Here is a 22,291-nt window from a genome sequence, read left to right on the forward strand (position 1 = left end):
GGATTGCCGTGACCTCCCCCCAGGCCCTCGTTGCAGGTGCTGCGCCGGCGTGGGTGGCCGCCGGCGCGATGGAGTGGCTTACCAGCCGAAGCCGGCACCGACGCCGACCGAGCTGTCGTCGCTGCTGAAGGCGCCGCCGAACGTCACCGTGGCGCGATCGCTGATCGCACGCTGGTAACCCAGCGACAGTGCCGATTCACCGCCCTGGAAGCCGATGCCGACGCCGACCCGGTTCTGGGTACGGATGCCGGCAGCACTGGTGGCCATGTTGAGCATCGCCGCGCTCATCGCGCCCTGGCGGTCGATGCGGCGATCCATGTGGCGCAGGCGTCCGTCGATCTCGCCCTTGAACACATCGAAGCTGTCGGCGACGGCCTGGACGCGGCTGTCGGTATAGCTGTTGGCGGTAGCCATGCCACGATCGAGCTGGCCCTTGTTGACCGCATCGGTGGCGGCGGTACCGGCCGCCACGTTGGTGACCTGGCGTTCGTTGCCTTCGCTGCCCACCGACACCGTGTTGGCACGATCAGCAACCGAGCCCTGGCCCAGCGCCACCGCGTTCGCAGCGGTGGCATTGGCACCTTGGCCGATTGCGGTGGACGAGGCGCCGCTGGCCACTGCGCCGTCGCCCATGGCGACCGCGTTGAGGCCCGATGCCGGGGTGCCCACCGGGATGCCCGCGCCCGCCGCCGCAGCGGTCGGCGTGCCCTGCACGCGTGCGCTGCTGGCCGGTGCTGCATCGGCCGCCGCCGGTGCTTCGGCAACGCTGGCCAGTGCGCTTTCATCCAAGGAGGCACTCATTGCGCGCAGGCTGGCAGCACCTGCACGCGTGCCACCTGCAGTACGGCGGTCAATCTCACTGACCTTGCGGTCCAGCGCACCCAATGCATCGCCGACGTTGCTGTAGGTGGCGCCCTGGATCACATAGTTCGGTGCCACGAATACGCCCTGCATGCCGACGCTGGCACCGCCGCCGAGGAAGCTGGCGGCATCGCTGAGCGACTGGAACAGCTGGCCGCCATTGATCGCCTGGCGGCTGCCAGCGGCGATGCTGCCGGCACCGACATTGTCGATGGTGGTGCCCTGGAAGCCGGACAGGGTCAGGCGGTCACGACTGGCGTCGTCGTAGCCGACCGCACTGGCCGCCGTGGTCTCCACCGTGGCGATGCGCGAATCGAAATCACCGACGCGGGTTTCCACCGCGCCCACGCGCTGGTTGGTGACGTTGAGCTGGGAACCGGTCACCGCGTCACTGCTGCCGGCAGCGATGCGGCCATCAGCCACGTTGACGATGCGGCGGGTGGCCGGGCCATCGGTGGGGTTGCCACTGCCCACCGACACAACATTGGCATCCAGCGCACGCGCTCCAGCACCGATTGCAACCGAGTTGACGCCGACCGCACCCGCACCGGCGCCAACGGCCAGTGCGCCGGAGGCAGACACCGTGGCATTGGCACCCAGCGCGATGCTGCGTGCGCCCGCCGCATTGGCCACCGAGCCCATCGCTACCGAATCGGTACCGATGGCGTTCGCGGTTCCCGTGCCATTGGCGCGGAAATATCGGTTGGTGGTGTTGGCGGTAAACGCAACGGCGTCCAGCTGCCCGCGATTCACTGCGTCATTGATTTCGGTACCGTTGGCGACATTGGTGACCTGCCGGTTGTTGACGGCACTGCCGACGGACACGGTATTGGCACGATCGGCCACCGAGCCTCCACCCAGTGCGACACTGCCGGCAGCCGAAGCGTTGGCACTGACACCCACCGCCGTGGCATTCAAACCGGTGGCCTTGCTGCCGTAACCGACCGCGGTACCCAGGCGGCCGCTGGCTTCGGCATAGCTGCCCAGCGCCGAAGCGCCATCGGCCGAGGCACTGGCGCGGAAACCACTGGCCTGCGACTGCGTGCCGGTAGCCGTGGCCTGCGCACCGTTGGCCGTGCTGTAGGGGCCCTTGGCCTGGGCCCCGGCGCCAGTGGCGCTGGCGCCGGTTTCACTGGCGCTGGCGCCGCTGCCCAGCGCAACGCTGTCGACACCACTGGCCTGCGCAGCATTGCCCAGTGCGGCAGCGTTGTTGCCGGTGGCCAGTGCATCGAAGCCAACCGCCGTGGCGTTGGTGGCCATGGCGTTGGCGCCGCTGCCCAGCGCGGTCGCGCCGTTGCCGATCGCATTGGCCGCATTGCCGGCCGCCAGCGCATTTTCGCCATCGACCAGTGCACCGGCCTCGCCATCGGCATTGCCGCTGGCCTGGAACTGCCGGCTGGTCTTGTCGGCGACACTGGCAACGGTGTCGAGCTGGCCCTTGTTCACCGCATCGGTGGCTTCGGTACCGGCTGCAACGTGGGTGACCTGGCGTTCGCTGCCGGCCTTGCCAACGGCCACCGTGTTGTCGCGGTCAGCCTTGGAACCGGCACCGAGCGCAACGCTGTTGCTGCCATTGGCGGTGGCATTGGCACCGAGCGCCGTGGCGTTGGTGCCTGCCGACCAGGCATTCCAGCCGATGGCGGTAGCGTAATCCTCGGTGGCCCATGCACCGGCACCGAATGCTGCCGCACCGGTGCCACTGGCGCGCGACGGAATCAGGCCGAAGAAGGTGCTGCCGCCGATCGCCACGCTTTCCGCACCGCTGGCTTCACTCGACTGACCCACCGCAACCGCGCCGGTGCCCGCCGCCGCGGCCCCGAAGCCCACCGCCGTGGTGTTGGCACCGCTGGCAGCCGAGCCGTAGCCGAGTGCGGTGCCAAGGCGACCGGTTGCTTCGGCATAGCCACCCACCGCTGTGGTGCCATCGGCGGAGGCCGCGCTGCGGAAGCCGCTGGCAAGGGACTGTGCGCCACTGGCGTTGGATTCAGTACCGTTGGCGGTGCTGTAGACACCGCTTGCCTGTGCACGCGCGCCCGCCGCGCTTGTTCCCACTTCGCTGGCGCTGGCACCGCTGCCCAGGGCCAGGCTGTCCTCGCCGGTGGCCTGTGCGGTGTTGCCCAGTGCCGCCGCGTTGGTGCCGGTCGCCAGCGCATCGATGCCGACGGCGGTGGCGTTGGCGGCCAGCGCATTGGCACCACTGCCGAGCGCAGTGGCACCGTTGCCGATCGCGTTGGCCGCATCACCTGCTGCCAGCGCATTGTCACCCTCCACCAGCGCGCCGGTTTCACCATCGGCATTGCCACTGGCCTGGAACTGCCTGCTGGTCTTCTCCGCAGCGGCGGCTACGGCATCGAGCTGGTTCTTGTTGACCGCATCGTTGCCCTGTGTGCCATCGGCCACGTTGGTGACCTGGCGGGTGTTGCCGCCGCCGCCCACCGATACGGTGTTGTCGCGGTCCGCAATCGAATCCGCACCGAGCGCCACGCTGTTGGCCGCGCGCGATTCCGCCGCATTGCCCAGCGCGGTGCTGTTGATGCCCCCCGACCAGGCGCCACCGCCCACCGCCGTGGAGTAGTTGCCCGAGGCTTCGGTCGCCAGCACGCCGAACAGCGAGCCGCCGACGGCGACGCTGTTGGTGCCGGTGGCCAGGCTGCCCTGGCCGGTGGCGGTGCTGTAGGCGCCGGACGCTTGCGAATCGCCGCCCAGGGCCACGCTGTTGGAACCCGAGGCGTTGGCGAAGTTGCCGAAGGCGGTGGCATTGAAGGCCGAGGCCTGTGCGTAGCCGCCGATGGCGGTGCTGTAACCACCGGTGGCTTCGGCACCGATACCGAACGCTGCCGCAGCCGTGCCGCTGGCCACGCTCTCGCTGCCGACCGCGGTGGCACCACTGCCACTGGCATTGCTGAAGTAACCCACGGCTACGGCTTCTTCGCCGGAGGCTTCGGACAAGGCACCGCTGGCGGTGCTGCCTGCGCCGCTGGCGATGCTGGCCGCGCCGAACGCTGCACTCTGCTCACCGCTGGCTTCGCTTTCCGCACCCTGCGCGGTGGCGTATTCGCCGGTGGCCTGTGCATTGGCGCCTACGGCACTGGCATTGGCGGCGGTCGCCAGCGCGTTGAAGCCGATCGCCTGCGCGTTGCCGGCCAGCGCATTGGCACCGCTGCCAAGCGCGGTGGCACCATTGCCGATGGCGTTGGCTGCATCACCTGCGGCCAGTGCGTTGTCGCCCTCCACCAGCGCACCCGCCACATCGTCGCCGTTGCCGCTGGCCTGGAAGAAGCGGCTGGTGGTTGCTGCGGTACTTGCCACCGCATCCAGCTGTGCCTTGTTCACCGCATCGGTGGCCTGGGTACCGGCGGCGACGTTGGTGACCTGGCGCTCGTTGCCGCTGCTGCCCACCGACACCGTGCGTGCGCGGTTGGCGACCGAGCCCGCGCCGAGTGCGACGGCGTTGCTGGCACTGGCATTGCTGCCCGCACCCAGCGCGATCGCACTTTCGCCGCCGGCCACCGTGTTGGTGCCGATGGCGATGCTGTTGATGCTGTTGCCCAGTGCCTGGAAGCCCAGCGCCACGCTGTTGTCGCCATAGCCGAAGGCACCACGGCCGACTGCGGTGGCGCTGGTTCCGTTGGCCCAGCTGTTGTAACCGATCGACGTGGCGCCAGCGCCGCTGGCCCACGCCGCGTTGCCGAACGCCGAGGCATTGGTGGCGGTCGCCCACGCACCGGAACCAAAGGCGCTGGCGCCGCTGGCGGTGGCCCAGCTGTAGCCGCCCACCGCGGTACTGTCATCGCTGCTGGCAAACGCACTGTCACCCACCGCCACCGCATACGCGCCGGTGGCGCGCGACTTGCCGCCGGCGGCGAAGCTGTTGTCACCACTGGCCTTGGCCGCATTGCCGAAGGCGCTGCTGGCTGCACCGCTGGCCTGCGCAGCGCTGCCGACCGCCGTGGCATCGGCCACGGCCGTGGTACCCACCTGCTGCGCCTTGCCATCTGCACCGATGATGGGTTGGTTGAACTCGTCGTAGGCCTGGCCCAGGCCACCGATGGCGACACCGCCATTGCCGGTGGCCGTGCTGTTGCGGCCCACCGCCACGCTGTCATCGCCGATGGCCGACGCGGCCGCGCCATGTGCAACCGCGCCGGCACCGATCGCATTGCTCGACGAACCGGCCGCGATGGCACCCTCGCCTTCCGCCAGCGCACCGGCATCACTGCCAGCTTCAGGCTGGGCCTGGAAGAAGCGCGCGGTGCTGTCGGCGGTGCTGGCCACCGCATCCAGCTGCGCCTTGTTCACCGCATCGGTGGCTTCACTGCCGGCTGCAACGCTGGTGATCTGCCGCTCGTTGCCGGCACTGCCGACGGCCACGCTGTTGGCACGCACCGCTTCGGAGTTCGCGCCCAGCGCGACGCTGTTGGCGCCGCGTGCCGTAGCGTAGTAGCCCACTGCGGTGCTCTGCGCACCACTGGCCCAGGTCTGCGCGCCAAGCGCGCTGGCGTTCTCGCCCGGCGCATAGGCGAAGTAGCCCACCGCAGTGGCTTCGGCGCCGGAGGCTTCGCTGAGGCTGCCGTTGGCCACGGCACGGTCGCCGCTGGCGATGGCGCCGGCACCCACCGCGGTCGCGGCTTCACCACTGGCCTGTGTCTGTACGAAGAAGCCCAGGCCGGGAATCAGGTCGGCCGGGCCACCAATGGCGACGCTGCTGGTGCCCGTGGCATTGCTCTGCGTACCCAATGCCGTGGAGTAATCACCGATGGCATTGGAGACCGCACCGAACGCCGACGCCTGCGCGCCGGACGCATAGGCCCCCACGCCATAGGACGACGCGGCAAAACCGCTGGCATCGGCACTGGCGCCGACGGCCGTGCCACCCACACCGGCACTGGTGGCGCCGGTGACCACCGGCACGCCACCACTGGTGATCAGCGGGTTGCCGTTGGCATCCACCGCAGCGCCACCGACGGCCACGCTGCCCGGTCCGTTGGCCTGCGCGTTGTTGCCGAATGCTGCGCTGTTCTGGCCCGAGGCCAGTGCGTTGTTGCCCACCGCAGTCGCGTTCTGCGCAACGGCAGTGGCACCGGCACCGACCGCCGTGGTGCCAGTGCCGATGGCATTGGCGGCCTCGCCTGCGGCCAGCGCGTCGTCACCTTCAGCCAGCGCACCGGCATCGCTGTTGCTGCTGCCGGTGGCCTGGAAGCGCTTGGCGGTGGCATCGGCCACTGCGGCAACATCCTTCAACTGGCCAACGTTGACCGCATCGGTATCTTCGGTGCCGGCGGCAACGCTGGTGATCTGGCGGGTCAGGCCATATCCGGCGGCACCGACGGACACGGTATCGACACGGTCAGCCAGCGAACCGGCGCCCAACGCCACGCTGCCGGTAGCGACCGCGGCCGAATTGGAGCCCAGCGCGGTGCTGTATTCACCGACGGCCGTGCTGAACGCACCGACTGCAATCGAGGCTTCGTTGGCAGCCGTGGCGCCGCGGCCCAATGCGGTACTGCCGGGGCCCATCGCTACGGCACCGCCACCGACGGCGGTCGCGCCATCGGCGGTGGCTTCGGACAGTGCACCCAGTGCCGTTGCTGCACCGTTTTCGCTGGCGGCGTACGCGCTGGCACCGACGGCGGTATCGCCAAGGCCGAACGCTGCTGCGCTTTGCCCGACCACCACGCTGGCATCGCCGATCGCCAGCGCGCCCTGGCCGAATGCGCTGGCGCCGATGCCTGCAGCAATGGCCTGGGTACCGATGGCAGTGGTGGCGTTGGCCAGCGACTGCGCACCGGCACCGGCGGCCAGTGCGCCCTCGCCCTCGATCTTCGCCGCGTCGCTGTCATCGCCTGCGCCGTCGGCCTTGAAGTACCGGTTGCCGTCGGCGGCCACGTCGGCCAGCGCGGCCTGCGTGGCGCGCGCCTGCGCGTCCAGCTGCGCCTTGTTCACTGCGTCGGTCGCCTGCGTGCCTGCGGCGACATTGGTGACCTGCCGTTCCTTGCCTGCATCGCCGACGGAGACGGTGTTGGCACGCGTGGCTTTGGAGCCGGCGCCCAGCGCCACGCTGTTGGCCGCACTGGCACTGCTGTTGCTGCCGATCGCCACCGCATTGCTGCCCTTGGCCGTGGCCGAGCCTTCGATCAGGCACTTTTCGAGCAGCTTGCCGCTGAATGCCACGCAGGTGGCGCTACCGCCGATCTGCACCGACTGTGCGGTGGCAGAGCCACTCATGCCCAATCCCAATACCAGGCCCAGTGCCACCGCCAGCAGTGCGGGCGTGGCCTGTGTCGCACCGCGGCGCTGGTCGACGACCCCACCGCTGCTGCTGTCGGAGGAAGCCAGTTCCGAGGCCACCACCAACTGACCCAATGCTTTGTTCCAGACCTTGCGATAAATCCGATTCATCGGTACGGCTCCTGATTGGACTGGTTTTGGGCAAAGCAACGCCACCGCTGGGCTTTCCGGCCCAACGTCCCCTGGGGGCGTTTATTCGCGTGATTTACTGCGGGGTATTGCCGAACGGCGCGCAGCGACAGAAAACCGAGCGCGTGCGCCAACCGGTTACTGCGAAATGAATGATTTTGAAACGGGGTTCAAGTGTTAACGGCAACTTTGCAGATCGTCAAGACTTTGACACGACAAATCCTATTGCCGTGAAGCAGTTCACTCTTTTCCCTGTTTATGAAAGGATTTTGTTAGCGACGCGTGACGCAACCCTGTCGCCTGAAAATCCATGTAACTCGCGGGTGCATCAGGATTTTCACACGCGCAAAGAAAAAACCCGCCGATCAACGGCGGGTTTTTCCATACGCAACGGCATTGAAGCCTGCGCGGTGTGGTGCGATCAGCCGCACCACACCCGCGCGTTGCGGAACATGCGCATCCACGGCGAATCACCCTGCCACTCGGCCGGGGCCCAGCTCATGTTGAGCGCGCGCGGGGTGCGTTCCGGGTGCGGCATCATGATGGTCACGCGGCCGTCGCTGCTGGTCAGGCCGGTGATGCCGTCCGGCGAACCGTTCGGATTCAGCGGGTACTGGCTGGCCACGTTGCCGTGGCCATCGATATAGCGCAGCGAAACACGGGCCGCGGCCTGGTCGACCGCGTTGTCGAACACCGCCTGGCCTTCGCCATGCGCCACTGCTACCTGCAGGCGCGAACCGGCCATGCCACGCAGCAGGATCGACGGAGATTCCACCACTTCCAGCAGCGCGGTACGGGCTTCGAACTGCTCGCTGGCATTGCGGCGGAACTGCGGCCAGTGTTCGGCACCGGGAATGATGTCCTTCAGCTGGCTCATCATCTGGCAGCCGTTGCACACGCCCAGGGCGAAGCTGTCCTCGCGCGCGAAGAACGCGGCGAAGGCATCACGCAGCGCGCTGCGCTCCAGGATCGAGGTGGCCCAGCCACGACCAGCGCCAAGCACGTCGCCGTAACTGAAGCCGCCGCAGGCGACCAGGCCGGTGAAGTCCTGCAGGGCGACGCGGCCTTCGATCAGGTCGCTCATGTGCACATCGAAGGGCCGGAAGCCGGCACGTTCGAAGATGTTCGCCATTTCGATCTGGCCGTTGACGCCCTGCTCGCGCAGCACGGCCACGCGCGGACGCGCACCGGTGCTGATGAACGGGGCGGCCACGTCTTCATTGATGTCGAAGCTGAGCTTGGGCTTCAGGCCCGGTGCGTTGAAGGCACGGGCGATCTCACGCTCGGCGTCGGCGTTGGCCGGGTTGTCGCGGCGCTTCTGCATCGCGTGGGTGACCGACCACCATGCGTCGAACAGCAACTCCCAGCGCCATTCAGCCAGGTTCTCGCCAGCCAGCGACACGCGCACCACCGGTGCGGTGGTCGGCTTGGCGATGCGCTGCGCGCACTCGGTCAGTGCATGGCGCTCGACCAGATCGGCGAACGCTGCGCGGTCTTCGCGTGCGATCTGCACCACCGCGCCCAGCTCTTCGTTGAACAGGCTGCGGAATGGATCGTCGCCCCAGGCATCGAGGGTGATGTCCAGCCCCAGGCGCGACGTGAAGGCCATTTCGCACAGCGCGGCGAAGGCACCGCCGTCGCTGCGGTCGTGGTAGGCCAGCAGCAGGCCGGCCTGGCGCGCATCGCGGATCAGCTCGAAGAAGCCACGCAGGCGCTGCGGGTCGTCCAGATCCGGGGCAGCGCCGGCGAACGCCGGCAGGTCACCGTGGTCGGCATGCACCTGGGCCAGGATGGAACCGCCCAGGCGCTGCTTGCCGGCGCCAAGGCCGATCAGCCACAGCTCGCTTTCCACGTCGCGGTCGAGCAGCGGGGTCAGCTGCTGGCGCACATCGGCGACCGGTGCGAACGCAGAGATCACCAGCGACACCGGCGACACGCTCTTGTGCGCTTGGCCCTGGTCGTGCCACTGCGCCTGCATCGACAGCGAGTCCTTGCCCACCGGAATGCTGATGTCCAGCTGCGGGCACAGTTCCATGCCCACGGCCTTCACCGCGTCGTACAGCAGCGCGTCTTCGCCGGGGTGGCCGGCCGCGGCCATCCAGTTCGCCGACAGTTTGATCTCATCCAGCGCATCGACCGGGGCCGCGCACAGGTTGGTCAACGCTTCGCCGACGGCCATGCGTGCCGAAGCCGCCGCATCGAGCAGGGCCAGCGGGGTGCGCTCGCCGATCGACATCGCCTCGCCGGCCACGCCGTCGAAGTCGGCCACGGTGATGGCCACATCGGCCACCGGCAGCTGCCACGGGCCAACCATCTGTTCGCGTGCGGTCAGACCACCGACGCTGCGGTCACCGATGGTGACCAGGAAGTTCTTCGAGGCCACCGTCGGGTGCGCAAGCACGCGCAGACCCGCTTCCTGCAGGTCCAGGCCTGCGGTCTTCAGCGCCGGCCAGCGCGGTGCCGGCGGGTGTGCGGTATCGCGGTGCATCTTCGGCGGCTTGCCGAACAGCACGTCCATCGGCAGGTCGATCGGCGCATCGGCCGGGGTGTGGCCCGGCACGGCGCCATAGGCCACCACCAGGTGTTGCTCGGCGGTGGCCACGCCGACCGCAGCGAACGGGCAGCGCTCGCGGGCGCACAGCGCGGCGAACTCGGCCAGGCGCTCCTGGGCGACGCCGAGCACGTAGCGTTCCTGCGATTCGTTGCACCACAGCTGCATCGGCGACAGCGACGGATCATCGGTGGGCACCTTGCCCAGATCGATCACGCCACCGACCTTGGAGTCGTGCAGCAGCTCGGGGATGGCATTGGACAGGCCACCGGCACCGACGTCGTGGAAGAACTTGATCGGGTTGTTGCTGCCCATCGCCACGCAGCGGTCGATGACCTCCTGGCAGCGGCGCTCCATTTCCGGGTTGTCGCGCTGCACGCTGGCGAAATCCAGGTCCTCGGCGCTTTCGCCGGAGGCCACCGAACTGGCGGCACCGCCGCCCAGGCCGATCAGCATCGCCGGGCCACCGAGCACGATGACCGCATCACCGGGCTGCAGCTGGATCTTGTCGACCTGGGTACGGTCGATGGCGCCGAGGCCGCCGGCCAGCATGATCGGCTTGTCGTAGGCACGCACCAGATCGGCGCCTTCCGGCAGCTCGAAGCTGCGGAAGTAGCCAAGCAGGTTCGGGCGGCCGAACTCGTTGTTGAACGCGGCGCCGCCGAGCGGACCATCGGTCATGATTTCCAGCGCGGGCGCCATGCGCGGGTTCAGCGCGCGCGGCGCCTCCCACGGCTGCGGCAGCTCGGGAATACGCAGGTGCGAGACCGAGAAGCCGGTCAGGCCCGCCTTCGGCTTGCCGCCACGGCCGGTCGCGCCTTCGTCGCGGATTTCACCACCGGCGCCGGTCGAGGCGCCCGGGAACGGTGCGATGGCGGTCGGGTGGTTGTGGGTCTCCACCTTGATCTGGAACGCGCTGGGCACCTGCGGTTCACGACGGTACTCGCCGCTGGCCGGATCGGGGCGGTAGCGCGACGCCGGATGGCCTTCGATCACCGCGGCGTTGTCGCTGTACGCACTGAGCGTGTGCTGCGGGGTCTGCTGGTGGGTGTTCTTGATCATCCGGAACAGCGAGCGGTCCTGCTCCTGGCCGTCGATGGTCCAGCTGGCGTTGAAGATCTTGTGGCGGCAGTGCTCGGAATTGGCCTGCGCGAACATCATCAGTTCGACGTCCGACGGCGAGCGGCCCAGCGCGGTGAAGCGTTCGCGCAGGTAATCGATCTCGTCCTGGGCCATGGCCAGGCCGAGGCGCTCGTTGGCGGCCTCCAGCTGGTCCACCGGCACGCGTTCCAGTTCGCCGCGGGCGGGCGCCGAGAACAGCGCCTGGCCCTGCTGCACGGTCTCCAGCACTGACTGCGTCATCGGGTCGTGCAGTGCCTTGACCAGCGCCTGCTGCACGTCGGCATCGGCCGGCCAGCCCTGCACGTCGATACGCAGGCCCCGCTCGACCCGGCTTACCGGCTGGCCGGCACCGCGCACCAGTTCGGTGGCCTTGCTCGACCACGGCGACAGCGTACCCAGGCGCGGCACCACGATGCGGCTGACCGCGCCGTCGGCCACGGCTTCTGCCTGCGGCGCAGCTTCGAGGATGCGGCACAGGGTGGCGAGGTCGGGAGCGGCGCTGCCTTCGGGCTGCACGAAGTAGACGTGCCAGGCACCGCTGATGCGCAGGGAGGGAGCGATGGACTGCAGGCGGGATTCAAGACGTTCGCGGCGGAACGGCGACAGGGCGGGCGCGCCCTCGAGGACCATCATGTCCGGGGAACCGTAGTTGGGAAACGGGCCCGACATTGTACCGGAAGCGGGGGAAGGGCTCTGGCCGGGCGGCGCCCGGCACCCGCCGAGGCCAGGGCAACGACAACGGCAACAGCAACTGCCAAAGCAAAAGCTGGGTTCCCGTGGGATGGCGGGGTGGGTCCGGTGGCGGGGGACGCCGTAAACCCGTCCTTGGGGGCTTGGCCGCGGCATCCATGCCGCGGACACCCCCGCCACCGGACCCACCCCGCCTCCGACAGATTTCCGCGATCTGCAGTAGATCCACGCCATGCGTGGATGCTCCCCGGTAGTGCCGGCCGCTGGCCGGCAACAAGGGAACGTCGGAAGTCAGGCATTTAAGAGCGCAGCGACCGGCTTCTGCTTTTGATTTTTTGTTCTGTCTTTCGTGGCTGACCGCGCAGGAACCTGTCCGTGGCCGGGCGGGTGGGCTGCGCAGGGGCGTGAGCCGCATGGATGCGGCGACCGAGCTTACATGGACGTACTTGCAGCGTCCCCTGCGCAGCCCACCCGCCCGGCCAACCACCAGAAATCCGCTGTCAGCGACCCACCCCAGCCACGAGGGGGCTCCGCCGATGGCCGCCGACCGCGCGCAGCGCCGCTCTCCATCCGAATCCCGGAACCATGCGCTTGCTCACGGATTGACCACGCGATTGATGACAACGTTGTCCCCACCTGGCGCCGGACTCTCTCCCCGGCCTCCCAGGTACCTCCGTCCGGCCCCACCCGTCGCCTTCCCGGGCGACGCCCGGACCTGCGTCACGCGCGGCGCCATCGGGGCCCGCGCGCCCTTTGATCGGAGACTTACCCATGTACGACCCGATTGTGCGCAGTGCCGAACGTGCGACCCGAAGCTGTCGTCCCCGCCGCCTGGCCTGGCTGCTTGCCGTGGCCGCCGGTGCCGCTGCCCTGCCCGGCCTGGCGCAGGCCGCCAGCTGTGCCGGCGTGGCCCAGTGGGACCAGGCCAAGATCTACCGGGCCGGCGATACCCTGCAGAAAGGAGGCGTCCTCTATCGGGCGAACCAGGACATCTGGAACGCACCGCCGGACCATCCGGCCGGTGCGCCCTACTACACCAACCTCGGCGCCTGTGATGGCGGCGGCGCCAACCAGCCGCCGGTGGTCAGCCTGACCTCGCCGGCCAACGGCGCCACCTTCAGCGCCGGCAGCACGGTCAACGTGACCGCCACCGCCAGTGATCCGGACGGCAGCGTCGCCAAGGTCGAGTTCTTCCGCGATGGCAGCACGCTGGGCGTGGCCACCAGTGCACCGTATGCGGCCAGCTGGACCAATGCCAGCGCCGGCAGCCACACGCTGCGCGCGGTAGCCACCGACAACAACAACGCCACCAGCAGCACCGCGACCATCACCATCACCGTCAACGCCGCCGGTGGCGATACCACCGCACCGAGCGTGCCGGGCGGACTGGCGGTCGGCACGCGTACCGCCAACAGCATCGCGCTCAGCTGGAGCCCGTCCACCGACAACACCGGTGGCAGCGGCGTGGCCGGCTATGACGTGTACCGCAACGGCAGCCTGGTCGGTTCACCATCCAGTGCCAGCTACGTCGATGGCGGCCTGACTGCATCGACCACCTACCGCTACCGTGTGCGTGCCCGCGACAACGCCGGCAACGCGTCCGCGCAGGGCACCGAGATCAGCGCCACCACGCTGGCCGGCGACGGCGGCACCTCCGGCAAGCGGGTCATCGGCTACTTCACCCAGTGGGGCATCTACGGCCGCAACTACCGGGTCAAGAACATCGACAGCAGCGGTTCGGCCGCGCGCCTGACCCACATCAATTACGCCTTCGGCAACGTGCGCAACAACCGCTGCGAAGTGGGCGTCACCCAGCCGTCGGATCCGAACAGCGGTGCCGGTGGTGATGCCTTCGCCGACTACACCAAGGCCTTCAGTGCCGCCGAGAGTGTCAGTGGCAGCGCGGATACCTGGGACCAGCCGCTGCGCGGCAACTGGAACCAGCTCAAGCAGCTCAAGGCCAAGTACCCCGGCATGAAGGTGCTGATCTCGCTGGGTGGCTGGACCTGGTCGCGCGGCTTCTCCAGCGCCGCGCGCCCGGAAAACCGCCAGGCCTTCGTCGCCTCGTGCATCGATGCCTACATCAAGGGCAACCTGCCGGTAACCGACGGTGCCGGTGGTGCCGGTGCCGCGCTGGGCGTGTTCGACGGCATCGACATCGACTGGGAATACCCGGTGGCGTGCGGCATCGAATGCGGCAAGCCGGAAGACAACGCCAACTTCACCGCGCTGATGGCCGAGTTCCGCCGCCAGCTCGATGCAGTGCGTCCGGGCCTGCTGCTGACGGTGGCGGTGGGTGCCGGCATCGACAAGATCCGCGTCACCGACCCGGCCGCGTACCACCCGTACCTGGACTACATCAACGTGATGACCTACGACTTCCACGGCGCGTGGGATGCGAAGACCAATCACCAGTCGGCGCTGTTTGATTCGCCGAATGATCCGTCCACCGGCGACCAGAAGCTGTACAACAGCAACGACGCCATCGAGGCCTTCATCAGCCGTGGCGTGCCTGCCGCCAAGCTCAACCTGGGCATCGGCTACTACGGGCGTGGCTGGACCGGTGTGGCCAACGCCAACAACGGCCTGTACCAGACCGCGACCGGCGCTGCCCCGGGCACGTATGAAGCCGGCATCGAGGACTGGAAGGTGCTGAAGAACCTGGCGTGGCCGGGCTACACCGACAACACCGCCGGTGCCACCTGGATCTACAACGGCAGCACGCTGTGGAGCTTCGACACCCCGGCCAACATCACCCGCAAGATGGGTTACGTGAAGACCCAGGGCCTGGGCGGCGCGTTCGTCTGGGAGTTCAGTGGTGACGATGCGCAGGGCACGCTGACCAAGGCGGTCAGTGATGGCCTGAAGTAAGAAAAAAGCCGGGGATGCGACACGCGTCCCCGGCTTCCCACCTGTAGGTCGGCGGCGATCAGCGCTTGGCCGACAGCTTTTCCAGCGCCGCGCGCAGCTGCGCCGGCGGCAGGTAGCCCCCCAGCTGGGTGCCGTCCGGCGCGAAGATCGCCGGCGTGCCGTTCACGCCCAGCTGCTGGCCCAGTGCGTACTGCATCGCCACCGGGTTGGTGCAGTTCTTTGCCGGCACGTTGCCACCGCGCTTGGCGTTGGTCAGTGCCTGGCGGCGATCGGCCGCACACCAGACCGAGATCATGTCGGTGTAGTCCTTGCTGCCGAGGCCCATGCGCGGGAATGCCAGATACTCGACGGAGATACCGTTGCGGTTGAGCTCGGCGATGTCCTGGTGCAGCTTGCGGCAATAGCCGCACTCGATGTCGGTGAACACGCTGATGGTGTACTTGGCATTCGGCGCAGCAAACACGATGCGGTCGCCGTGGTTGGCCTTGGCCAGCAGATCGCGACGGTAGCCGAGCAGGCCTTCGCTGTTGGCCGGGCCCTTGGCACGGGTGTCGTAAGGCTGCGACTGGAACAGGTAGCGACCGTCGTCGGACACGTACAGCAGCTGACCGGAAACGACCACCTCGCGGAAGCCGGGGAACGGCGCGGCACCGATGTAGTCCACCTTGAAACCGGGGTTCAGGGCAGTCAACGCGGCGCGCACGGCCTGGTCGGCAGGCGCGTTGGCGGCCGGGCCGGGCTTGGCAGCGGCGGCAGGCGCCTTGGCGGCTGGCGGGGCCGGCTGGGCGCAGGCGGTCAGGCTGAGCGCACCGAACACGGCGGCGATGGCAAATCGGAGCATGGAGCAGTCCGCGACAGAAGAAGACCCCGGATTCTGACACAGCCACCGGCACCGGGCCGCGACGCCGCGCACCGCCCGGGGCCGGGGTTCAGGACACGGCTCAGCCGCGCGGATGATGCCGGGCGTGCAGTTTCTGCAGGTGCTCGCGCGCCACCAGGGTGTAGATCTGGGTGGTCGACAACGAGCTGTGGCCAAGCAGCATCTGCAGCGCGCGCAGGTCGGCACCGCGGTTGAGCAGATGGGTGGCGAAGCTGTGGCGCAGGCCGTGCGGGCTGATCCGCGCCGGGTCGATGCCGGCCACCTGCGCGTGGCGCTTGACCAGGTGCCAGAACGCCTGCCGGGTCAGCGCATGCAGCGTCGGCTCGACAAACAATGGGGTCTGCCCATCGGCCAGCGCCTGCACCTTGCCCTTGCCGACCAGCAGCGGGCGCGATGCCTGTAGATAGCGCTCCAGCCAGTGCTGCGATTCCTCACCCAGCGGCACCAGCCGTTCCTTGCTGCCCTTGCCGGTGACCCGCAGCACGCCCTGGCGCAGGTTGACCGCGGTGGCCGGCAGCAGCACCAGCTCGCTCACGCGCAGGCCGGCGGCGTACATCAACTCCAGCATGGCGCGGTCGCGCAGGCCCAGCGGGCTGTCGATATCCGGCGCTGCCAACAGCGCGTCGATCTGGCTTTCGGCCAGCGCCTTGGGCAGCAATCGTGGCAGCTTGGGCGGATCCAGCAGCGCGCTGGGGTCCTCGCCGCGTTCGCCACGGCGCACGCCATCGGCGAAGAACGCCCGCAGCGCCGACAGCAACCGCGCATTGCTGCGCGGCGACCAGCCATGACGGGTGCGCCAGGCCAGGTAGTCGAACAACCCCGGGCGCTCGATGCCGGCCAGGCCACCATCGCGCCCATCCATCCAGCGCGCCAGCCCTTCCAGGTCGCGCCGGTAGCTGTCGAGGGTGGCGCGGGCCAGACCGTTCTCGGCCCAGATCGCATCGAGGAAGCGCTGGATGCGCATGCTGTCGTCGGCGCGCAGTTCGGGCAGTTGCTGGACCAGCTGGCGGCGTTCGGCGGGGGTGGAAACAAGGGCCATGCGTGCAGGATACGAGGGCCACTGCGGATGCGGCCAGCATTGCGTATGCTCGGCGCATGTCCCGCCCCGCCATTGATACGGCCCCTGCGGCCACTACCGAGCTGCCCCGCCCGCGTGCATTGCTGCTGTGGCGCGTGCTGGCGATGGTCTACGACGCGCTTCCGGTGCTGGCGCTGTGGATGTTGGCCGGCACCCTGTTCACCCTTGCCTACACCTTCAGCGGCCACGCCCAGCGCGAGAACATCGCACCGTTCAGCGCCTGGCAGTGGCTGCTGTGGGCGGTGTGCTGGCTGGTCACGGGGTGGTATGCCACGGCCAGCTGGCGCCGCGGTGGGCAGACGCTGGGCATGCGGCCGTGGCGCTTGAAGCTGGAATCGAGTGATGGCGCGCCCCTGCGACGCACGCAGCTTTGGCTGCGCTTCGTGGTGGGCACGCTGTCGCTGCTGCTGGGCGGCCTGGGATTCTGGTGGGCGTGGGCTGACCGCCAGCGGCTGACCTGGCACGACCGCGCCAGCGGCACCCGCGTGGTGCGCATGCCCAAGCGCTGATGCGCATCCAGTAGCGTCGAGCCATCCTCGGCAGTTTCGCGATGCACTCGAGAGCCGAGCATGGGCTCGGCTCTACACGGTCAACGCAGCGATCAGCCGGCTGGCGCCGGGTCCGGCAGGATCACCGCCGGCTGCGTCCAGAGGTCGAAGAAGGCGGACGCAAACGCATTGGCCTGCACATCATCGGCCACCGGCGACTGTCCGCTCAACTGCGCACGGGTCTTTACGAAGTCCTGCCACAGCTTCAGGCTGGCCTTCTTCAGGCGCCTCTGCTCCCCCGCGTCGGTGGCCGCCAGATAGCGCGCATAGAGGTCGCGCATCGGTTTGCCCTGAGCCTCATAGGCCGCCGGGAGCGCCGGCAGTTGGGCCGGGGTGAATGCCACCGTTGCCGCCGGCACCTGGTAGCCGCCAGGCCCGAAGGCCGCCTTCAGGTCTTCCCCGGCGTCCAGGTACTTGAAGAAGCCGGGCACGTTGTAGAGCTTGGTCCGGTAGTCGGACGAGGTATCCGGGCTGTTGGACACCACCGTATCGGGCAGCTCCCCCATCAGCCCAACGTCCCAACGACGCGGAATGAACATACCGGTCGCCTTCACGTAGGGGCCCTCGATCTCCACGTCGTTCAGTTCGATCTTCGACGCCAGGCCACCGGAGTTGGTCTTGCTGGTGACGTACTGCTCGGTGACGATCACGTACTCGGCCATGGCCGGGTTGATCAACCCACCGATCCCATCGGCGTAGACAACCATGCGTACGCTGCCGATCTTCTCGCTCTGCAGTCGGTACTGGCCCGGCTCCAGGACCAGGGGCATGGAGGTGTGCGGCGGCAGGGTATGCACCTGCTGGTCGACCGACAAGGTCAGCGGTGCATCCGTCGGGTTGTCGATCTCAAAGTCGACGGTGGACCGGCTGCAGCCGGCAGAAAGCAGCACGGCCGCGATGTACGGCAGAAAGCGTTGGAAGCTCATGTTCGTCCTTGAAGTGAAACGGAAACAGCCGGGCCTTGCCCGGCTCCCTGGGAATCAACCCGACTTGCGCCGGAACAGCAATCCCGATATCGCCAGCATCACGATCGGCGGCAACGCATAGGCAATGCGGTAATCGAACTTCAACGCGCCGGCCATGCGGCCGAAGAACAGCTGCAGCAGCCAGAAGCCCAGCGCGAACAGGATGCCGAGGAACAGGCGCTTGCCCATGCCACCACTGCGCAGCGAGCCGAACGCGAACGGCACCGCCGCCAGGCACAGCGCCAGCACGTTCACCGGGTAGAACCAGCGGCTCCAGTACACATCCTCGTAGTCGCGCGCATCCAGACCGTTGCGCTCGCGGTATTCGATGCTGGTGCGCAGTTCGGCCACGCTGAGGTTGCGCGGCTTGGCGATGCCGGTGGCCAGCGCGCCGGCGTCCAGCTTGGAGTTCCACGGCTCGCGCGCCACTTCCTCGCGCGTGGCCGAACGTTCACCGAAGGTATCGCGGCGCACGCCGGTCAGCACCCAGCCGTCACGGTCATGCTCGGCCGTGTCCGCATGGGTCAGCGAGGCGATCCGACCATCCTCGGCAATGCGATACAGGCGCACGTCACGCAGGATCAGCCGCGTGCCCTTGTCGCCCACCAGCTGCTCTTCGCCACCGGCGGCGCTGAGGAAGGTATCGCCCTCGCGCGCCCACAGGCCGGAATAGCGGGTGGTGGAGATGTCCCGCCCCCATTTGGCACTGGACTTCAGCGCATCGGCACGGTCCTGGCCCCAGGGGCCCAGCGTCTCGGCGCTGAGCACCATCACTGCGGTAAGCAACGACAGGGCGATGGCCACCGATACGCTCAGGCGCTTGCGCGACAGGCCCAGCGCACGCAGCGCGGTCAGCTCGGAGGTCGCGGCCAGCTGGCCCAGGCCCATCAGCGCACCGATCACCGCAGCCGTGGGGAACATGGTGTAGGCACGACGTGGCACCGTATACAGCACCCAGGCGGCCGCATGCCCCAGGGTGTAGCCGTTCTTGCCGATGTCCTTGAACTCGCCGGAAAACGCCATCACCACGTCCAGGCCCACCAGCACGGCCCAGGTCAGCAGCACCGTGGTGAACACCGACTGGCCGAGATACAGGTCGAAACGCATCGGGCGCAGTCTCATGCGCGGGCTCCCTTCGGGCGGCCCAGGCGGCCATCACGTGCATACATCCAGATCGCCAGCGCCAGCAGCGGCAGGGTCAGCCACCACAGGCCAAGCGCAGGCGGAATCTTGCCGTTGGCGATCCAGCCACTGCCGATGAACATCAGGTTGGTGCCCACCATGTAGGCCATCAGCGCCAGCATCATCCGCCCGTAGCGCTGCTGGCGCGGCGAGCTGCGGCCCAGCGGCACGGTCAGCAGCGCAAACGCCAGCGCGATCAACGGCGGGGCAAGGCGGCGATGCAGCTGTGCCTGCGCCTCGGGTCGGTGATCGCCGAACAGCTGCGTGGTCGGCATCAGTTCCGGATCATCGCCGGTACGGGTCTGCGCACCGTCGGGCAGGGCCACATCGTTGCGGGCGAAGGTGGCCAGGCGGTAATCCAGCCCCCCGGCCACCGGTCCTTCCACCTGGTGGCCATCATCCAGCTCCAGGAAGCGCTGGCGGGCGCCTTCGAAGAACATGCGCCCCCCTGCGGCGGACACCACTTCCAGGCGATCGTCCTTCTGCCGCTGCAGGAAGACCCGGCCCAGCTGGGTACCATCGGGCGAGATCGAGGACAGGTAGACCACGCCACCATTGGGCAGCTGGGTGAAGCGGCCCGGCTCCAGGCCCGCCATCAGCACGCTTCGATTGGCCTCGATGATCATCTGCTCGGCCACCCGGCCGGCCCACGGGCCCAGCCACAAGGAGCAGGCGCCGACCAGCGCCACCACCGGCACCACCAGCATCAGCAGCGGCCGCAGCAGGCGTTTGGGGCCCACGCCAATGGCAGTGATGACGGCCATTTCCGAGTCGCGGTAGAGACGGGCCACCGCCAGCAGCAGGCCCAGCATCAACGCCAGCGGCAGGATCAGTGGCAAGTAGGCGATGAACTGCAGGCCCAGTTGGGAGAACAGCAGCTTGGCCGGCAGGCGCCCGTCGGCGATGTTGCCGAGGATGTCCACCAGCACGCCGCCCACGCTGACCACCAGCAGGACGATCAGGGTAGCCAGGAAACTCTGGACGAAATCGCCCAGCAGGTATCGGTCGAGCTTCAGCATGGGGCGGTGGTTTAAACTCTGGGGTTCGTTCGCGGTGCCGCCCAGTCTACTGTCTGGGCGTAAACGGCCTGCGATTGTACGGACTCGCCAATGGAATCTGCTCAATGGCCCTCGAATTCACCCTGAACCACGTTGCTCCGGCCGCCGCCGCCGTTGATTGCCTGGTGGTCGGCGCGTACGCCGACCATACCCTGACCCCCGCCGCACAGGCCCTGGACGCCGCCAGCGGCGGCCGCCTGGCCTCGCTGGCCCAGCGCGGCGACCTGTCCGGCAAGACCGGCGCCACCACCCTGCTGCACGACCTGCCGGGCGTGTCCGCCCCGCGCGTGCTGGTGGTCGGCCTCGGTGACGCCGCCCGCTTCGGTGTGCCGCAGTACCTGAAGGCCGTTGGCGACGCCGTGCGCGCGCTGAAAGCGGGCGCTACCCGCAGCGCACTGTTCACCCTGTCCGAAGTGGCCATCAAGGACCGCGACGCGGCCTGGGCGATCCGCCAGGCGGTGATCGCCGCCGATCACGCTGCCTACCGCTACACCGCCACTCTGGGCAAGAAGAAGGCCGACGACGCCGGCCTGGCCCAGCTGGCCATCGCCGGTGACGACGCCCAGGCCCTGGCCCAGGGCCAGGCCATCGCCGCCGGTGTCGAGTTCGCCCGCGAGCTGGGCAACCTGCCGCCGAACTACTGCACCCCGGCCTACCTGGCCGAGGTGGGCGTGAAGTTCGCCGGTGAGCATGACGGTGCCGAGGCCGAGATTCTCGATGAGCACCAGATGGAAGCGCTGGGCATGGGCTCGCTGCTGGCCGTGGCCCGTGGTTCGGCCAACCGCCCGCGCCTGGTGGTGCTGAAGTGGAACGGCGGCGGCGACGCCAAGCCGTACGTGCTGGTCGGCAAGGGCATCACCTTCGATACCGGTGGCGTCAACCTGAAGACCCAGGGCGGCATCGAAGAGATGAAGTACGACATGTGCGGTGGCGCCAACGTCATCGGCACCTTCGTCGCCGCGGTCAAGGCCAAGCTGCCGCTGAACCTGGTGGTGGTGGTGCCGGCGGTGGAAAACGCCATCGACGGCAACGCCTACCGCCCGTCCGACGTGATCACCTCGATGTCGGGCAAGACCATCGAAGTGGGCAACACCGACGCCGAAGGCCGCCTGATCCTGTGCGATGCGCTGACCTATGCGCAGCGCTTCGAACCGGCCGCGCTGGTCGACGTCGCCACCCTGACCGGTGCCTGCATGGTCGCCTTGGGCCACCAGACCGCCGGCCTGATGAGCAAGCACGACGACCTGGCCAATGAACTGCTGGCCGCCGGCGAGCATGTGTTCGACCGCGCCTGGCGCCTGCCGTTGTGGGACGAGTACCAGCCGATGCTGGATTCGACCTTCGCCGACGTCTACAACATCGGCGGCCGCTGGGCCGGCGCGATCACCGCGGGCTGCTTCCTGTCGCGCTTCACCGAAGGCCAGCGCTGGGCCCATCTGGACATCGCCGGCGTGGCCAGCGATGAAGGCAAGCGTGGCATGGCCACCGGCCGCCCGGTCGGCCTGCTGAGCCAGTGGCTGCTGGACCAGGCCACCCGCGCCTGATGCCGTACCCGACCCTGGCCGGCCCCCGCTGGCCAGGGCCTCGCCCGGCACCGCCGGGCCCCTGCCTGACCCGGATCCTGCCATGCCCCGCGCCGACTTCTACCTGATCGCCAAGCCCCGCTTCCTGACCGAGCCGCTGCGCCTGGTCTGCGAACTGGCGCGCAAGGCCAACGACGCCGGGTTGTTCACCCTGGTGCTGGCCCGCGACCAGGCCCAGGCCGAGGAGCTGGACGAGCTGCTGTGGGCGTTCGACAACGATGCCTACATCCCGCACCAGATCGCCGGCGAAGACATGGACGAGGAAGAGGCCCTGGTGCTGATCGCCGTACCCGGCACCGACGCGCCGGCACGCCCGCTGGTGATCAACCTGCGCGATGAACCCTGGCTGGGCCAGTGCGAACGCGTGCTGGAAGTGGTCCCGGCCGATCCGGAAGCGCGCGAACCGCTGCGCGAACGCTGGCGCCAGTACAAGGCCGCCGGTTACGAGCTGAACAAGCACGACATGTAAGCGCGCCCCGGCCCCC

Annotated in this window: 11 protein-coding genes; 4 read left to right on the forward strand and 7 right to left on the reverse strand. The window is 68.5% G+C overall.

Annotated features, from left to right (window positions below):
• Positions 1–78: 78 nt before the first annotated feature.
• Positions 79–7,260, reverse strand: coding sequence for an ESPR-type extended signal peptide-containing protein (locus AC5P9L_RS00515; RefSeq protein WP_495230528.1), 7,182 nt, complete (start codon positions 7,258–7,260; stop codon positions 79–81).
• Positions 7,261–7,699: 439 nt separating this feature from the next.
• A complete protein-coding gene (gene purL, locus AC5P9L_RS00520; protein WP_181453536.1) occupies positions 7,700–11,584 on the reverse strand; it encodes a phosphoribosylformylglycinamidine synthase in 3,885 nt (1,294 codons plus the stop codon).
• A gap of 828 nt (positions 11,585–12,412) precedes the next feature.
• On the opposite strand from purL, the gene AC5P9L_RS00525 reads away from it, so the two are divergent.
• Positions 12,413–14,512 (forward strand): glycosyl hydrolase family 18 protein, encoded by a 2,100-nt coding sequence (locus AC5P9L_RS00525; protein WP_111118574.1) that lies wholly within the window; start codon positions 12,413–12,415, stop codon positions 14,510–14,512.
• 58 nt (positions 14,513–14,570) lie between these two features.
• Here AC5P9L_RS00525 and AC5P9L_RS00530 read toward each other — a convergent pair whose 3' ends face one another.
• Positions 14,571–15,353: a DsbC family protein gene (locus AC5P9L_RS00530; protein ID WP_005408019.1), complete on the reverse strand. Its 783-nt coding sequence runs from the start codon at positions 15,351–15,353 to the stop codon at positions 14,571–14,573.
• A gap of 100 nt (positions 15,354–15,453) precedes the next feature.
• The gene (gene xerD, locus AC5P9L_RS00535; RefSeq protein WP_024958537.1) at positions 15,454–16,431 is read right to left on the reverse strand and encodes a site-specific tyrosine recombinase XerD; all 978 of its coding nucleotides are present in this window, start codon (positions 16,429–16,431) and stop codon (positions 15,454–15,456) included.
• A gap of 56 nt (positions 16,432–16,487) precedes the next feature.
• On the opposite strand from xerD, the gene AC5P9L_RS00540 reads away from it, so the two are divergent.
• Positions 16,488–16,979: an RDD family protein gene (locus AC5P9L_RS00540; protein ID WP_032966420.1), complete on the forward strand. Its 492-nt coding sequence runs from the start codon at positions 16,488–16,490 to the stop codon at positions 16,977–16,979.
• A gap of 92 nt (positions 16,980–17,071) precedes the next feature.
• Here AC5P9L_RS00540 and AC5P9L_RS00545 read toward each other — a convergent pair whose 3' ends face one another.
• From AC5P9L_RS00545 to lptF, 3 genes are read right to left on the reverse strand one after another with little or no spacing between them, the layout of a single operon-like run.
• Entirely contained in the window at positions 17,072–17,944 is an 873-nt protein-coding gene (locus tag AC5P9L_RS00545) for a hypothetical protein (RefSeq protein ID WP_227415325.1), read from the reverse strand.
• A 54-nt stretch (positions 17,945–17,998) separates the two neighbouring features.
• On the reverse strand, positions 17,999–19,105 hold the full coding sequence (gene lptG, locus AC5P9L_RS00550) for an LPS export ABC transporter permease LptG (protein ID WP_005408015.1): 1,107 nt from the start codon (positions 19,103–19,105) through the stop codon (positions 17,999–18,001).
• Positions 19,102–20,184, reverse strand: a complete 1,083-nt coding sequence (gene lptF / locus AC5P9L_RS00555; protein WP_227415324.1) for an LPS export ABC transporter permease LptF — start codon at positions 20,182–20,184, stop codon at positions 19,102–19,104. Before lptF ends, lptG begins: the two co-directional genes overlap by 4 nt.
• A 104-nt stretch (positions 20,185–20,288) precedes the next feature.
• Here lptF and AC5P9L_RS00560 point away from each other — a divergent pair, with 104 nt between their 5' ends.
• Positions 20,289–21,767, forward strand: a complete 1,479-nt coding sequence (locus AC5P9L_RS00560; RefSeq protein ID WP_495230529.1) for a leucyl aminopeptidase — start codon at positions 20,289–20,291, stop codon at positions 21,765–21,767.
• Between the two features lie 82 nt (positions 21,768–21,849).
• Positions 21,850–22,275, forward strand: coding sequence for a DNA polymerase III subunit chi (locus tag AC5P9L_RS00565; protein WP_005408012.1), 426 nt, complete (start codon positions 21,850–21,852; stop codon positions 22,273–22,275).
• The last annotated feature ends 16 nt before the right edge of the window (positions 22,276–22,291 follow it).

The organism is Stenotrophomonas sp. YJH_SMC_64 (genome assembly GCF_059371375.1).